Origin of the sequence: Tepidanaerobacter sp. EBM-49 (assembly GCF_001896645.1) — a bacterium.
GTDB lineage: Bacteria > Bacillota > Thermosediminibacteria > Thermosediminibacterales > Tepidanaerobacteraceae > Tepidanaerobacter > Tepidanaerobacter syntrophicus.
The window spans coordinates 1-16,861 of the sequence record NZ_MPPE01000053.1; the positions used below are offsets into that span (position 1 = coordinate 1).

Here is a 16,861-nt window from a genome sequence, read left to right on the forward strand (position 1 = left end):
GCCGGACAAAAAAGTTGAAAATTATGATGTCATAGTCATCGGAGGCGGAGCAGCAGGCATGACGGCAGCGATATATGCCGGACGAGCCAGGCTTTCCACCCTGCTTATCGAAAAGACGCTTATGGGCGGTCTTGCAACTTATACTAACGAAATAGAAAACTATCCGGGCTTTCCTGAAGGCACAAACGGGGAAGAACTTATGAAACTTTTTGAACGTCAAATGAAGAAGTTTAATGTTAAGACAAAACTTGCCGATGTGCGGCAGGTGGACTTAAACGGCGATACCAAGATAGTAAAAACCCTTCGCACCGATTACCATGCAAAAGCTGTGGTCATTGCAACAGGCGGTAAACCCAGGCTTACTGGCGCAAAGGGAGAGGAGAAGTTTTTATTCGGCCGCGGTATATCCTTTTGTGCAACTTGTGATGCGGCTTACTACACCGACAAAGAAGTTCTTGTAGTAGGCAGTGGGGATGCAGCTATTGAAGAAGCAATTTTTCTTTCAAGGTTTGCCAAAAAAATATACATCTCAGTAATTCATGATGAAGGAATCATGGATGCAAATAAAGTAGCGCAGGAACAGGCTATGAAAAACGAGAAGCTGCATTTCATCTGGAATACCGTAGTAGATGAATTTGTAGGCGAAGAACAGCTGGAAAAGGTAATGCTGAAAAACGTAAAAACCGGAGAAAAAATTCCGGTTAAAGTGGATGGTTGTTTCTTATTCATCGGCTACCTGCCGAATACTGAGATTTTCCGCGGAATGGTAGATATTAGCGACAGAGGTTATATAATCACCGATGAAAACATGCAGACAAATATCCCCGGGGTCTATGCTGTAGGAGATGTGCGGGAAAAGGCACTGCGTCAAGTCTCAACGGCTGTAGGGGATGGAGCTGTTGCAGGCTATATGGCTGAAAGATATATTGAAGAAACCAATGTTTTTCAGAGGGAATTCAAAGAATACACAGGTATGCAGCTTGTTATGTGCTATGACCCTACTGACGCAGTGAGCAGAGAGAAGTTAGCTATTGTGGAGGGATTTGCTAAAGAAAATCCGGGAATCAAACTCAGCAAAATCGATGTGTATAAAGGCAAAAGCATGGCTAAAAGACTGGGTGTTGAAGGCGATCCCTGCCTGGTAGTTATGAACGGCGGATATGTGGACTATACCATACCTCTTTCTGAACTTAGCGAAGATATGCTAAGACATTTGAAAGAAGATAAGGCTGCAAATCTCTAAAGTTTAATAAAGCGGCACAATTTAATATAGCAAAGTATGCGGCATGTAACCTTGAGTTATTTGCTACAGCCTGCAAAATTTAAATTTACCTTCCGAGACTGATGTCTTTAATTCGGAAGGTAAATTTGTATTTCAATGCTGTATTTGCATATTACAATTGCAGCTTTTGCGCTGTACGATATAATGTAACAAGGCAACTTGTGCGAAAAATATGTTTATCATATAAAATAACAGGAGGTTTTGTTAGTTGAGGATAGTTTCATGGAACGTAAATGGTCTTAGAGCATGTCTTGACAAAGGATTTTTAGATTATTTTAAAAAAGTAGATGCAGATATATTTGCAATACAGGAAACAAAGTTGCAAGAAGGGCAAGTAGAGCTTGAACTGGAAGGTTATGAGCAATACTGGAATTATGCAAAGCGAAAGGGATACTCAGGCACAGCGGTTTTTACAAAAATAAAGCCCATTTCCGTTTCATATGGAATAGACATAGAGGAACACGACGGGGAGGGCAGGGTTATAACCCTCGAATTTGAAAATTTCTACTTTGTAAATGTGTATGTGCCTAATTCTCAAAGAGGCCTGACCCGCCTGGATTACAGGATGAAATGGGAAGACGACTTTAGAGAATACCTCATAAAGTTAGATGGTACAAAACCGGTGATCTGCTGCGGGGATAAAAACGTGGCTCATCAGGAAATAGATTTAAAAAACCCTAAAAGCAACAGAAAAAATGCAGGCTTTACTGATGAAGAACGGCAGAAGATGACAGAGCTGCTAAGCTCCGGCTTTATAGATGCATTTCGATATCTTTATCCTGACAGAAAAGATGCTTATACCTGGTGGTCTTATATGTTCAAGGCTCGAGAAAAAAATATCGGTTGGAGAATTGACTATTTTATAGTATCCGAAAGATTAAAAGATAAAATAAAGGATGTGGAGATTCATTCAGACGTTATGGGAAGCGACCACTGTCCGATACTTTTAGATATCGATATATGAACTACCTATACTTATAGAAGTGGATGGCTTCCCGTTTAGCTGAACTTGCCCGATAACTAGGTCTTATATGCTATTTGCAGGCTTTAATCGGGCAGTTTCTGCCCTAGATGGCGATATTATCAGCATCTCTAGCACCTTGGATATTTTACAGATAGAAGAAAAAGCTTATAGCGTAATTATCGCATTTTCAGTTAAAAGCGAAAAAGGCGAATCTTTCGCAGGTGAAATGGAAAACATGGAATCGAAAATTTTTATTCAAGTAAGCAAAAAACCAACAAAACTACAATATATATTTATTATTCTGACAGCAGGAGAGGAAAATGAAGATTACAAGCAAAAATAGTAAAATGCGTATTGGAATTGTTTCGTGCATAATCATTGGCATTTTTGTATTTCTATATGTAGAAGCAAACTGGCTGCAAGTAAGCGACTACACGATTGTATCGCCTAAAATCCCCAAGGAATTTGAAGGTTTCAGGATAGTTCAACTTTCTGACTTGCATAGCAAGGAATTTGGAAAAAACAATGAGCTTCTTATACAAAAAATTAAGGCTCAAAATCCTGATATTATTGTAGCAACAGGGGACATGCTAAGTTCCGGCGATGATAGAGGGGAAGTATTCTATGATTTAGCAAGAGAACTTGTGAAAAACTATGATGTATATTACATAAAAGGAAATCACGAACAAATAACGGAATTTAAAGCGCAAGAAGTAGGTTCCGAATGGTTTAAATCTTACATAGACAGCTTAAAGGAACTAGGCGTTATTGTATTAGAAAATGAAAAAGTCAGCCTAAAAAAGGATGATGCTTCAATAAATCTTTATGGTCTTGAGACTTCTCTGCTGCTTTACAGGGGAAGATACTCTTCTAACTATAGTGGAGAAAAATCCATAGATGTACCCAGCATTGAAAAAAAATTAGGCAGGTGCGAAAGAGAAAAATACAATATACTGCTTACCCATAATCCAGCGTATTTTCAGATATACAGCCAGTGGGGCGCGGATCTTGTTTTATCGGGTCATGTTCACGGAGGAATTGTAAGGCTGCCGTTTTTAGGCGGGCTGCTTTCCCCTGATGCCACATTTTTCCCAAAATACGATGCAGGCGAATTTGAACTTGGCGACTCAAAGATGATAGTAAGCAGGGGATTAGGCAACAGCACCCTAAAACTTCGAGTCTTTAACCGCCCCGAAATAATAACCATCACCCTGCACTGCTTAAATGCCAAAACTTAAAAATTATATATTTATACCTTAAACAGGCTCCAAACTATTTTCGTTTATCGCCTTACATGATTGGCGTATAATAAACTTTGTTTTAAGTAGAGTCCGCTGCTGGGTTTTTCTCCCCTCGATTAAATTGAATAACACTTTTGCTGAAACCTTTCCCAATTGTTCTATAGGAACATCTATAGTGGTGAGTTCAGGACTCATTATTGTAGAGTATTCATAATTATTATGACCCACTAAAGAAATATCATCAGGGATTTTTAAGTTCAATTCTTTGATGGCTTTATAGGCGCCAATTGCTTTAATATCATCTGTAGCAAAGATAGCAGTGGGAGGAGTAGGGCTTTTTAATATATTAATCGCGGCTTGATATGCATCATTTATTGTGTATTGACCATTTTCAATAATAGAATAGTCAACAGGGAGTCCTGATTCTTTGTGAGCGGCTATATATCCTTCAAGCCTGTCCACGCTTACTACATATTTTAGGGGGGCGTGTATACACCCTATTCTTTTATGGCCTAATTTTATAAGATAACTGACCGCTTCTTTGCAATCATTAAGATTATCTGTATCAACGGAGTAAACCTCATTTGCAAGTCTTTCGTCAACAACTCGGCCCACTACTACAAAAGGTATGTTAGACTGATATAGCTTTTCTATTAGCCTGTCGTTCATTCTTGAGCTAAGAAGTATAAGCCCTTGAACAATCTTACTTTCAATCATTGATAAGCATTTTTCTATTTCTTTTTCTTCATTAAGCGCATTGTTAAGAATAATATCGTAATTTTTTTCTTCAGACACTTCGCCAATTGCCTGTATCATCAAGCTAAAGTATGGATTATGAAAAGCTTGCTGCAAAGAACGTGTAGAGACAACTCCGATGGCATTGAATGAACCGCTGCCCAAACTTTGAGCAATTCTATTGGGTTTGAAATTAAGTTTTTTTATGGCATCCATAACATTTTGCCTTGTTTTATCATTAACATTAGAAGCATTGTTTATAACTCTCGAAACGGTTGATACAGATACTCCTGCCAGTTTAGCCACATCACGTATTGTTGCACTCACCTTATCATCCCCTAAAATATTTCTATATCTGCGCTCTTAGTACATAATTATAATCCTAATAGTATAAAAAAGTCAATGAAAAAACCGGTTTCATAACATATAATGTGACAAAATATTTTAATAATGAAAAATGAAGAAAATCAAAGAAAAATCAAGTATATGCGGAAAATTTATTTTAAGTTCCTTTAAAACGAAACATTATAAAATTGTAAAAACGGTTTCATAATGTTATAATGAAAACCAATAATAAAATTAAAAGGGGAGTTAGAGATGAAAAAGTTTTTAGCCCTGCTGATAGTTATGGTTTTAATGGTAAGTGCTGTTGGTTGTGCATCAAATTCTTCAGAAAATACTACCCCAGGAAAAGATAGTGAGACAAGCGAAGAAGTAAAAATTCAATTCATGCACACGATGATTGAGCAAGAAAGGCAAGAGATAATCGATGGCATAATAAAAGATTTCGAGGCGAAGAATCCAGGTATTAAAGTTGAGCAGATGCCTACTGATGAAGACAGCTATGAAACAAAAATTACTGCATTAGGTAATAGCGGAGAGCTTCCGGCTATAATGGAAATGAGTCAAGATCAGGCGAAACTCAATGCAAAAAATGAATTTATTGATTTTGCCGCAGTTAAAGAGGTTATTGATTCAAAGGGCGAGAGCGCTTTCTTCGATGGAATTTTGAACGTTATCAAAACTGAAGACGGCACAAACTATACGGGAGTGCCTATAGGCGGTTGGGTACAAGGAATATGGTATAACAAAACTGCATTTGAAGAGAAAAATTTAGCGGCGCCAGATACTTGGGATAATATATTAGCTGCAGCGAAAGCCTTTTCCGATCCCGCTAACAAAAAGTACGGCATAGCAATACCAACTGCCAATGATGGTTTTGCCCAGCAAGGTTTTTCACAGTTTGCCCTTTCTAACAATGCGAACGTTTTGGATGCAGACTGCAAAGCAACATTTAACACCCCTGAGATGATTGAGGCTTTGGCATTCTACAAATCGTTATATGAGTACACTATGCCGGGCTCAAATGATGTAACTGCTGTCAGGGATGCGTTTATGAATGGATCAGTGCCCATGGCAATTTACTCTACATATATGATTCCGTCTCTTTATGAAGCAGGTAAGATGGAAGAAGTAGGTTTTGCCATTCCTAAAAATAAAGTAAGCGCAGCATACGGGCACGTGGGCTTGATAACAATAAAGGCTGATATGCCTGAAGCAGAAAGGACCGCGGCTATAAAATTTGCAAGTTATTTATTAGATGATGAAGTGAATATAAAATGGCTGCACATGTCACCTGGTGGCCAGCAACCGGTCTTAAAATCTGTAGCGGCTTCGGATAAATATTTAGACAACCCGGTTATCCAATCTTTTGCCGGAATCGCCGATGATATTGCAGGAGCCTTTAACAGTTTGCAAGCCTTTGGTTCAGTTAACGGTAAAAATTTCTTGATAATGGGCGATATTACAAGCAGTGGGATTATATCTAATGCAGTAAATCGAGTTACAGTCAAGGGCGAAGATCCGGCAAAGGTCGCAAATGAAACAAATGCTGAAATAGAAGCTCTGTTAGAACAATAAAGATAAGTGCGGTAAAATATACTTGTAGAAGAAGCTAGTACTGTTTCCCCTGTATATTGAAATTACACAGTTATTCGCGGTATGCAGGGGAACGTTTTCTTCACCTAAAAATAATCATTAGGAGCATAAGCTGTGAAAAGATTAAAAGAATCCCATTTTGCTTATATATTATTGGCACCATGTATCTTACTTGTTTTGCTGCTAATCGGCTACCCTATGATTAATAATATCATAATAAGTTTTTATAAAATTCCGTTAAATCCTAAACTTCCATCTTACTTTATAGGATTAAAGAATTACATTGACACATTTTCTGATGTAAATTTTTATAAGTCATTAGTTACTACAATCCTATTTACAGCCTCAGTAGTTGTACTTAGCACAGCGTTAGGTCTGTTTGTAGCCATATACATAAATAGAGAATTTAAATTTAAAAAAACAGTAAAAGCGCTAATAATCCTGCCTTACATTGTTCCATCCATTGCTTTGATTTTTTCATGGAAGTATATGTTTAATAACATATATGGCGTTGTCAATTACATTCTAGTGGATGTTCTTCATTTATTTAATGCTGCTCCTCTTTGGTTTGACAATGAATACAGCGCATTTATATTAGTTGTTTTATTTTCGGTGTGGAGATTCTTCCCGTATGCCTTTATATCCTTTTATGCAATATTACAAACCATAGATAGCAGCCTATATGAAGCAGCGGAAATTGATGGTGCCAACGGTTGGCACAAGTTCAAATATATTACAATACCCGAAATAATGCCTGTATTAGCAACAATAGTAACATTGAGGACAATTTGGGTTTTTTATATGTTTACGGAAGTTTACCTTTTAACAAAAGAAGTTAATACTATAAGCGTCTACCTTTACATGGTTGCCTTTGCAAGAAAAGATATGGGCAAAGCGGCTGCTATTTCTATTATTCTATTTATAATAATATTTACTATAATACTCAGCGGCAGAAAGAGGGTGCTCAAAGATGCCGGCAGTGAATAAAAAGATTTTAAAAAATATATTATTTTATGTTGGTTTAATAGTTTTTTTAGCGGCAATACTGTTTCCTTTTTTAATTATGTTTGTAGTTTCTATAAAAACTACAAACGAAGCTATCCAATTTCCACCGACATTTTTACCTAAAAACATAACTTTCGAGCATTACAAGAGTATTTTTAATCCTAGGATATTTCCATTTTTGACATATTTTAAAAACAGTATGTACGTCTCCGTGTTGTCCTCTTTTATTTCCGTGGCTTTGGGGATTTTAGGGGGATATAGTCTGTCAAAGTTGAAATTTATGGGGAAAACGGTCATAAATAATGGCTTTTATTTAGTATATATGTTTTCGGGCATACTTTTAGTAGTGCCTCTATTTAAAATAATTTCAGCAATTGGATTGTACAACCATAGAGAGGCGCTAATAATTACAATGATTGTGCAGACGCTTCCCACGTCTATTTATATGTTAAAAAGCTATTTTGACACAATACCCGTTGAAATAGAAGAAGCCGGACGCATCGACGGTCTGAATAGGTTACAAGTCATTACTTATATAATTATTCCACTTTCGCTATCTGGCATAGTTTCGGTTTTTGTATACGCCTTTATGGTTGCATGGAATGATTTTTTGTTTGCTTCTATTTTCTTAAGCTCATCAGATATGTTTACTCTATCTATAGGCTTAAACTCACTGTTTAATCGACCTGATTACATTTGGGGCAGGATGATGGCATCCGCCATAGTAACCTCAATACCCGTTGTCCTAATGTATGGAGCAAGCGAACTGCTTATGCGCAAAGGCGCAACTGAAGGTGGAGTAAAGGGTTAAATAGTAGCTGCTTATACTTTATAGGAGGATTTCTATGAAAAGCCTAAGAATAACATCAAACGAAGATGCAAAGATATATTTATTAGAAGAAGAAGTAGATGATCCATCTGATACACAGGTTCAAGTGGAAGTGATAACGTCAGTAGTGAGCCCGGGGACCGAAAGAGCATTTATATTGAGCATGGAAAACACTGATAAGAGCTATCCCAGAACTTTAGGTTATAGTGTTGCGGGCATAGTAACAAAAGTCGGCAGTAATGTTAAAGGATTTAAGCCTGGAGACAGAGTTGCAGGAATCCTTGCCCATAGGACAATCGGTAATATAGAACAGCATAATTTGGTGCATATTCCTGATGGGGTAACTTTTGAAGAAGCTGCTTTTGTTAGAATAGGTGTTATTGCTATGCAAGCCGTCAGAAAAGCAAGGATAGAGCTTGGAGAAGGAGTTTTAGTTTTTGGCCTTGGGCTGATAGGTCAAATGGCTATGCAGCTTGCAAAAGCTAATGGGGCATTGCCTATTATAGGTATAGATGTTGCTGAAAGCAAGCTTGAACTTGCTAAAATAAATGGCTGTACATATACATTCGATGCCAATATGAAAAATCTGGAACAAGAATTCAAGAATGTGAATAATGGCTGCCTGCCTCAGGTAGTAATTGAATCCACAGGTTTTCCCGAACCAATTAAATTATCATTGCAATATGCATGTAATTTTGGCAGGGTAATAATTTTAGGCAGTACTCGCGGAAACACAGAAATTAATTTTTATAAAGATATACATAAAAAAGGGCTTGTTGTTATTGGAGCGCATATTTCTACCAATCCCGCAATGCAATCCTATCCCGCCCATTGGTGTTTCAGAGATAATGCTCTTTGCTTTTTAAATCTTTTAAAAGAAAAAAGAATAAACGTAACCTCTTTGATATCACAGAAAGAAAGTTTTGAGAACTTCAACAATATCTATAAAAATGTTTTGGAAAGAAACGATGATTATATAACTTCTGTTATTACCTGGAAATGGAGATGATTAGTTGAAGGAGATTGTAAATTTTGCCATTATCGGATTAGGGTCTATATCGACAACCCATATTGCAGCCTTAAAAGAAATCGATGAAGCCAATCTAGTCGCTGTATATGACAGAACTATAGAAAAAGCAAAAAAAGTAGCAGCTTTGGAAAATATCAAGGGGTATAGCGATATTGATTTATTACTGAAAAATGAGGATATTGATGCAGTAATTATCTTGACAGCCAGTGGACTGCACGCAGATTTAGGCATAAAAGCTGCTCAGGCAAAAAAGCATGTTATAGTAGAAAAACCTATAGATATTAAAGTCAATAAGGCAAGGGACTTAATAGAACATTGCAAGAGAAACAATGTTAAGCTGAGTTGTATTTTTCAACATCGTTTTGACTCTGATATTTTAAACTTAAAGAAAGCGATAGATGAAAATAAACTGGGAAAGTTAAATTCCGGTTGCTGCCATACAAAATGGTTCCGTCCACAGGAGTATTATAATGAGGTGGCATGGAGAGGCTCTAGAGAACTTGGCGGCGGCGCCCTTATTAATCAAGGCATTCATCAGTTAGACTTATTTCAATATTTAATGGGGGATGTTGAAGAAGTCTATGGATATGCAGAAACCCTTGCTCATGTAGGTATTGATGCAGAAGATGTTGCTATGGCTGTGCTAAAGTTTAAGAATGGTGCGATAGGTATTCTTGAAGCTAATGTTTGCGCATATCCGGGTTTTAATACCAGAATAGATATCTCAGGCAATGATGGTACAGTTATATTGGAAAATAACACTGTTAAGCAGTGGAAACTGAGAAACGGTGAGGAATATGCAGGTTCAGAAACGGTTTTCCCTCACAAAATTCAATTACAGGACATTGTTTCTGCAATCAAGGAAAACAGAGAGCCGGCGGTAAACGGCGAAGAAGCACTGAAATCCTTAATATTAGTTGATGCAATATATAAATCGAGCACAACGGGTAAACCAATAAAGGTCAATTACAATACTTGATAGAGGTGCTGTATGAAATACTCAGAAAATAGCTGTTCTGATATTAATATTTGTTATATTGGCGGTGGTTCTCAAGGATGGGCATGGAAATTAATGAGTGATTTGTATTTGGAGGAAAGCTTGTCCGGGACGGTAAGGCTTTATGATATTGATAGCAAATCAGCTGAAACCAATGCCATTATCGGGAATATTATTTCAGGATATGAAGAAGCAAAAGGGCATTGGACTTACAAAAGCGTTTCAACGCTGGAAGAAGGCTTATCAGGAGCCGATTTTGTCATAATATCAATTACGCCGGGGACGTTTAATGAAATGTTTTCAGATGTTCACACTCCGGAAAAATACGGAATTTATCAGCCCGTAGGAGATACTACCGGCCCAGGCGGTATATTTCGGGCATTAAGAACGATTCCAATGTATGAAGAGATTGCAAACTCTATTAAAAGATACGCTAAAGATGCATGGGTAATAAACTATACTAATCCCATGTCGATTTGCGTGGCTACGTTATACGCCGTTTTTCCTGAAATAAAAGCCTTTGGTTGTTGCCATGAAGTTTTTGGAGCTCAAAGACTTTTGCTGATGGCTTTAAAGGAATTTGAAGGTATTGAGGAAACAGACAGGCATAATTTAAACACCAATGTTTTAGGGATCAACCATTTTACATGGATCAATGAAGCAAGCTATAAAACTTATGACCTAATGCCCATATATGACAGACTTGTCAAAAAGTATTATAAAGATGGGATTTGTGATAAGATTACCGACGTTCATTTTATGTCAAAAAACCTGGTCAAATTTGATTTATATAGAAGATATGGAATTATCGCAGCAGCAGGAGACAGGCATCTTGCAGAATTTGTGCCTGACTACGCCAGAGATAAAAAAACAATAGCTCAATGGGGTTTCAACCTTACTCCCGTAAATTGGCGCATAGAGAACAAGGCAATGCTCGCAAAATTGAGCAGAGAATATGCTAATAAAGAGAAGAAAGTACCTATAACGGCATCTGGCGAAGAGGGCGTGCGCCAAATAAAAGCGCTGCTAGGCTTAAAGGATATAATTACAAATGTGAATCTGCCAAATCATAATCAGATGGATTGCGATGAAGGCATTGTCGTTGAGACTAATGCGCTATTTACAAAAAACAGTGTACGTCCTTTGACTGCAGGCAAGCTGCCTGATGAAGTTAACTTGATAATGAGTGTTCATATGAATAATCAAAAAGCAATACTTAAGGCAGGGCTTGAAAAGAAAAAGAAGTTAGCTTTTGCTGCATTTTTAAATGATCCATTAGTTAAAAATATCAGCATCTCTAATGCAAAGGCATTGTTTAATGAGATGTTTTCAAATACACGGCAATATTTGACAGGATTTGATTCTACACCTATTAGATAGACACAAAAAATCAAGGCTTAGAACTTAAAAGTGTATAAGATAACAAACTATTATTTTTAAAAGGGTGATATATCATGCCAAGACAATTGGTAGCTGTAGCGCCGCGCGTGGCGGAAATAGTAGAATACGAAGATAGAGAAATTTTGCCAAATGAAGTAAAAGTTAAAGTTGAATATGCTGCGCCAAAGCATGGAACGGAATTGACGGATTTTAGGGGCAACAGCCCATTTTTGAAAGAAAAGTACGATAGCGAATGGCACATGTTTGTTCCGAGAGCAAAAGAGGAACAAACCGAAATAGTCTTCGGCAAGTGGAACTTAGGAAACCAATGGGTTGGTAGAATAATAGAAAAAGGCAGCGAGGTAAAGGATTATGAATTAGGTGATAGAGTATGTTCTTATGGAGGCATTAGGGAGACCCATATTGTTAATGCCGTAAACAACTACCGACTGCGAAAACTTCCAGAAAATGCCTCTTGGAAAAATGCACTGTGTTATGATCCGGCGCAATTTGCTATGGGCGCAGTAAGAGATGCCAATATAAGAGTAGGCGATAGGGTTGCGGTGTTCGGATTAGGCGCCATAGGACAGATTGCTGTTCAACTATGCAAGAAAATGGGGACAAGCCTTGTGGCTGCTATAGATCCGATTGAGATAAGAAGACAGGTAGCCAAGAAAAACGGAGCAGATGTTGTTTTAGATTCCACGACGACGGATGTAGGAATGGAGCTTAAAAAATTGACAGAAAAGATGGGAGTCGATGCAGTAGTTGAGACCAGCGGTCATCCGGCGGCACTGCAAAGCGCGTTGAGAGGTCTTGCTTATGGCGGAATCATTGCATATGGAGCATTTGGAAAGGAAATAACCGGAGGTCTAAATTTTGGGAAAGAGGCCCATTTCAACTATGGCAGAATTGTTTTTTCCAGAGCTTGCAGTGAGCCAAATCCGGAATATCCCCGCTGGAACAGGAAAAGAATAGAAGAAGTTTGCTGGCAACTCTTAACCAACGGATACCTGAACTGTGAAGATATTATAAACCCTGTAGTGCCTTTCGAAAAATCTGCAGAGGGATATATGAAATATGTAGATAGGGAGCCGCACCTAAGCATAAAGATGGGCGTGGAGTTTTAGGAGGTTATTATGAAACTTGCAACTCAGGATAAACCATTTTACTCCAGTGAAATTGAACAAAAACTTTTGGAGATAAAAGATATGGGCTTTGATGCCTTTGAAATTGATGGCGCATATCTTATTGAAAAGTTTGATAAAGTAGAGGCAGCAGTGAGAAAGACTAGTGTCGATATTTCTAGTGTATGCGGAGGATATAGGGGTTGGATAGGGGACTTCGATGAAGAAAGACGCATGCAGGCAATATCTGACATTGAAAATATACTTAAGCGCGCAGGTTCGATAGGGGCTAAAGGCATAGTAGTCCCGGCTGCATGGGGAATGTTTTCATTAAGGTTACCTCCCATGGTACCTCCAAGGAGCCCGGAAGAGGACAGATATGTTCTCTTGGACTCGCTAAAAAGGCTTGATAATATAGCAGGTTCTACAGGCACAGCTATTTTTCTTGAGCCTTTGAACAGGTACGAAGATCATATGATAAATACCTTGGAGACAGCAAAACAATTAATTTGCGACGGTGGGTTCAAAAATGTAAAAATAACCGCAGATTTTTTCCATATGAACATTGAAGAAAAGAATATTGCAGAAAGTATTTTAAAATATAAGGAATTTATAGGACATGTCCATATTGCAGACAGTCACAGGTATCAACCTGGGGACGGGCACCTTGATTTCGTCGAGGGTTTCAGAGCGCTGCTTGATATAGACTATAAAGGATACATGGCTTTTGAATGCAGGGTTTTAGGCGAAAATCCTGCCGAGGAATATAAGAAATCTGTTGAATATATAAAAGAATGTATCGCAAGGGCAAGGTGGAGTAAATGCAAAAACTAAGAGTCGGTATTATAGGTGCAGGCCAGATCGTAGAAACAGCACATATCCCTGCCTATATAAAACACAGAGATATAGTCGAGCTGACAGCTATTTGTGATATAAACGAAGAAAAAGCAAGGCATATGGCAGACAAATACGATATAGCAGCTTATTATAAAGATTACCAAGATATGCTAAAAGAATGTAAGCTTGATGCAGTAAGCGTATGTGTTATAAATCGGTTTCATGCTCAGGCTGCCGTAGATGCATTGAATGCAGGATGCCATGTATTGTGCGAAAAACCTCCTGCTATGAATTATGAAGAAGCCTTAGCCATGTATGAAGCTTCAAAGAAAAATAAAAAAATACTTACATTCAACTTTCATTTTAGACATGCTCAGGAGATTAAAATTTTAAAAGAATTGATAGACAAGGGAATGTTCGGCAACATATATGCAGCTAGGGTTCAGGCTTTGCGGAGAAGAGGTATTCCTGGGTGGGGGAACTTTATTAACAAAGAAGTTCAAGGCGGTGGTCCGCTTATAGACATAGGAATACATATGCTAGATGCAGCCCTGTATCTGATGGGTTTTCCTGAGCCTGATTATGTGGCTGCAGGAGCCCATCAGAGAATTGGAAACCGGTCCGGCGTAGGGCTTATGGGTTCCTGGGACCCTGCTAAGTTTACTGTAGAGGATTCATTATTCGGCTTTATACGTTTTAAAAATGGCGCCACATTAAATCTTGAAACATCTTTTGCCTTAAACATGAAAGAAGAATCTATTATGAATGTGCATATTTTTGGTGAAAAAGCAGGGGCATCGGCTTTTCCTCTAGAGGTATTTTCTGAAACAGATACTGCATTAACAAATATGGAATTTCCTTATCTGCAAGAAATAGATAAACGCTATGAGAGTATTGCAGATTTCATAAATAGTTGTGTTTACGGTAAAAAGCCGTTGTACAAAGCGGAAGAAAGCCTTATTATCCAAAAAATCATCGACATCATGTACAAATCCTCTGAAACAAGCCAGCCATTAAAATGGTGATATCAAAAGTTTCTTTTAGAATTAAAATATAGAACTAACAAGGAGAAAATGTAGCGATGCTGCTATATGATTGCGGAAATAAGGAATATAAAAATTGGATCATATGTGAAACTTCTTTTGATGCCCAGTTACTGGGAAAATGCGAATCAATCATGGCTTTAGGAAATGGTTACATGGGTCTTAGATCGTCAATGGAAGAAAATTATACAAAGCAAACTCGCGGCCTCTTTATAGCTGGAACCTTTAATAAGTTCGACTGTTATGAACCCTCAGAACTACCTAATGCCGCAGACGTAGTCGAACTAGAAATTGTGCTTAACAATGAAGTTTTTTCTCTTGAGAAAGGGGTTATATATTCATACCAAAGGAGTTTAAATTTAAAGACAGGCGAGTTGGCGCGCCATATAATCTGGGAAAGTCCGAGCAAAGATAAGTATGAACTTTGCTTTAAACGATTTGTTTCACTGGATAATTTACATCTGATTGGCATGAAAGTTTATATTACACCCTTGACTGGCGAATCTTGCATCCGGGTCACTTCGGGTATAAATGGCCAAATGACTAATTCAGGAGTGCAGCATTTCCGCGAAGGCGAAAAGAGAATATATGACCAAAATATAATGGAATTTATTCAGACTACTTGCCAATCAAAAATTGATTTTATATTTCATTCTGGTCATACATGGAAAATAGACAGCGACAAGCAAATTCCAACTCCAAGAATGATTATAAGCCGCCGCAAATTAGAAATGATGTATGACTTTATGATTCCCAAAGGGAAAACTTTAATAATGGAAAAAATATGTACAGTTCATACCAGTCTAGACAAATCTTATTGCTATAAAGAATATAGTTTGCAAGACTTACGTGATAAGACTTTAACTGAATTTATAGAGCTGAATCGTAAAGGATATGATTTATTATTTAATGAAAGTGCCAAAAAGTGGAAAAGGTATTGGAAAGAAGTAGATATAAAAATCGAAAGCAAAGATTCCTTTGACCAGTTGGCAGTTCGATTTGCTCAATATCATCTATTGATTATGACACCTGCTCATGACTCGAGATTTGGAATAGGTGCAAAAGGCTTAACAGGCGAAGGCTATAAAGGTCACACATTTTGGGATTCGGAGATTTTTATTCTTCCATATTTTACTTTTACAAACCCGCAAATTGCGCGAAAACTGTTGGAATACCGCTATCATACTCTAAATGGCGCACGAAAAAAAGCTATAAAAAACGGATTTGAAGGCGCTATGTATCCTTGGGAATCAGCTTTTACCGGTGATGAAGAAACGCCTGAATGGGGTGCCGTAAACATACTAACGGGAGAAGCGACAAGGATATTATCAGGATTAAAGGAACAGCACATAACCTGTGACATTGCTTATGCCTTATGGCAATATTACAAAGCTACACAAGACATAGACTTTATGAAGAAATACGGTAGTGAAATATTATTTGAAACAGCTTCGTTTTGGGCAAAGCGCGTTGAGTGGGATGAGGAGAAAAAATCTTACTGTATAAATGACGTAATAGGACCTGATGAATACAAAGAACAGGTAAATAATAATGCTTTTACTAACTATATGGCCCATTGGAATATACAAACAGCTATTAACCATTATAGAGAATGCAAAGAAAAGATGCCTCAAACCTTCAAGAGATTAAATAAGAAATTAGATTTGGAACGTCGATTTAAACTTTGGAATGAAGTAGTTGACAAGATATACTTACCTCAACCTAGAAAAACCGATAAGGTGATTCCTCAGGATGATACCTATCTATCTAAACCCTTGATTGACATAACGAAATATAAAAATGCTTCTGCCGTGCAAACGATTTTGCAAGATTATAGTCGGGAACAGGTTAACAACATGCAAGTTTCAAAACAAGCAGATGTGGTTATGCTATTGTATTTGCTAAAGGATAAATTTTCAAAAGATGTAAAAGAAGCAAACTGGCAGTATTATGAGCCGAAAACCCTTCATGATTCTTCTTTGAGTTTGTCTGTACATTGCATAGTAGCTTGCGATATTAATGACAAAAATACTGCATATGACTTTTTTAAAAAAGCAGCTCAAATTGACCTTGGCCCGAATATGAAATCTTCAGATTTAGGGATACATGCTGCTTCCCTTGGAGGGATATGGAAAGCTATTGTTTTCGGTTTTGCAGGAATCAGCATCGAAGATGATAAATTACACATAAACCCTAAAATCCCACCATTGTGGCTTAAACTGAAGTTGCCATTAAAGTTTCAAGGCTACAACATGGAAATTGAAATTACACGTGATTGTGTTCAAATAAAAAATAAAACAAAAACCGATTATCCATTAGAAATTTTTATAGGGAATGATAAATATTTGCTCAAAGAGAAGTTAAGAGTGGATTTACAAGGGGTTAGCCCGCAAAAATAGGGTTAATAATCTTGCTTCATGGTTGAAATTAAAAGCTAAATGGTATTTCCTTTT

15 protein-coding genes are annotated in these 16,861 nt (G+C 37.5%); 14 read left to right on the top strand and 1 reads right to left on the bottom strand.

Features of this window, described 5'->3' with window-relative positions; translation table 11 throughout:
- The 4 genes from trxB to BUE08_RS09275 all read left to right on the top strand — a co-directional run.
- On the top strand, positions 1–1,243 hold a 1,243-nt coding region (trxB, locus tag BUE08_RS09260), incomplete at its 5' end, for a thioredoxin-disulfide reductase (protein ID WP_286680791.1).
- 247 nt (positions 1,244–1,490) lie between these two features.
- The gene (locus BUE08_RS09265) at positions 1,491–2,246 is read left to right on the top strand and encodes an exodeoxyribonuclease III (RefSeq protein WP_286680792.1); all 756 of its coding nucleotides are present in this window, start codon (positions 1,491–1,493) and stop codon (positions 2,244–2,246) included.
- A 67-nt stretch (positions 2,247–2,313) separates the two neighbouring features.
- Positions 2,314–2,589 (top strand): hypothetical protein, encoded by a 276-nt coding sequence (locus tag BUE08_RS09270; RefSeq protein WP_286680793.1) that lies wholly within the window; start codon positions 2,314–2,316, stop codon positions 2,587–2,589.
- Entirely contained in the window at positions 2,567–3,484 is a 918-nt protein-coding gene (locus tag BUE08_RS09275; RefSeq protein ID WP_286680794.1) for a metallophosphoesterase, read from the top strand. The genes BUE08_RS09270 and BUE08_RS09275 overlap by 23 nt, the downstream gene beginning before the upstream one ends.
- Before the next feature lie 18 nt (positions 3,485–3,502).
- On the opposite strand, the gene BUE08_RS09280 is transcribed toward BUE08_RS09275, so the two are convergent.
- Positions 3,503–4,549 carry a LacI family DNA-binding transcriptional regulator gene (locus BUE08_RS09280; RefSeq protein ID WP_059032226.1) on the bottom strand — a complete coding sequence of 349 codons (1,047 nt, stop codon included), beginning with the start codon at positions 4,547–4,549 and terminating at the stop codon, positions 3,503–3,505.
- Positions 4,550–4,819: 270 nt separating this feature from the next.
- Between BUE08_RS09280 and BUE08_RS09285 the strand changes: the two genes are divergently transcribed.
- From BUE08_RS09285 to BUE08_RS09330, 10 genes are all read left to right on the top strand, one after another.
- Positions 4,820–6,142, top strand: a complete 1,323-nt coding sequence (locus BUE08_RS09285; RefSeq protein ID WP_059032228.1) for an ABC transporter substrate-binding protein — start codon at positions 4,820–4,822, stop codon at positions 6,140–6,142.
- Positions 6,143–6,274: 132 nt separating this feature from the next.
- Positions 6,275–7,147, top strand: coding sequence for a carbohydrate ABC transporter permease (locus BUE08_RS09290; protein ID WP_213950468.1), 873 nt, complete (start codon positions 6,275–6,277; stop codon positions 7,145–7,147).
- Entirely contained in the window at positions 7,131–7,976 is an 846-nt protein-coding gene (locus BUE08_RS09295) for a carbohydrate ABC transporter permease (protein WP_059032232.1), read from the top strand. The genes BUE08_RS09290 and BUE08_RS09295 overlap by 17 nt, the downstream gene beginning before the upstream one ends.
- Before the next feature lie 34 nt (positions 7,977–8,010).
- A complete protein-coding gene (locus tag BUE08_RS09300) occupies positions 8,011–9,003 on the top strand; it encodes a zinc-dependent alcohol dehydrogenase (RefSeq protein WP_286680795.1) in 993 nt (330 codons plus the stop codon).
- A 4-nt stretch (positions 9,004–9,007) separates the two neighbouring features.
- Positions 9,008–10,003 (top strand): Gfo/Idh/MocA family protein, encoded by a 996-nt coding sequence (locus tag BUE08_RS09305; protein ID WP_286680796.1) that lies wholly within the window; start codon positions 9,008–9,010, stop codon positions 10,001–10,003.
- 12 nt (positions 10,004–10,015) lie between these two features.
- On the top strand, positions 10,016–11,401 hold the full coding sequence (locus BUE08_RS09310) for a family 4 glycosyl hydrolase (protein WP_286680797.1): 1,386 nt from the start codon (positions 10,016–10,018) through the stop codon (positions 11,399–11,401).
- A 74-nt stretch (positions 11,402–11,475) separates the two neighbouring features.
- Positions 11,476–12,531 (top strand): zinc-dependent alcohol dehydrogenase, encoded by a 1,056-nt coding sequence (locus BUE08_RS09315; protein WP_213996339.1) that lies wholly within the window; start codon positions 11,476–11,478, stop codon positions 12,529–12,531.
- A gap of 9 nt (positions 12,532–12,540) precedes the next feature.
- The gene (locus BUE08_RS09320) at positions 12,541–13,362 is read left to right on the top strand and encodes a sugar phosphate isomerase/epimerase family protein (RefSeq protein WP_286680798.1); all 822 of its coding nucleotides are present in this window, start codon (positions 12,541–12,543) and stop codon (positions 13,360–13,362) included.
- Entirely contained in the window at positions 13,350–14,390 is a 1,041-nt protein-coding gene (locus BUE08_RS09325) for a Gfo/Idh/MocA family protein (RefSeq protein ID WP_213950463.1), read from the top strand. The genes BUE08_RS09320 and BUE08_RS09325 overlap by 13 nt, the downstream gene beginning before the upstream one ends.
- Positions 14,391–14,446: 56 nt before the next feature.
- A complete protein-coding gene (locus BUE08_RS09330; RefSeq protein ID WP_286680799.1) occupies positions 14,447–16,807 on the top strand; it encodes a glycoside hydrolase family 65 protein in 2,361 nt (786 codons plus the stop codon).
- The last annotated feature ends 54 nt before the right edge of the window (positions 16,808–16,861 follow it).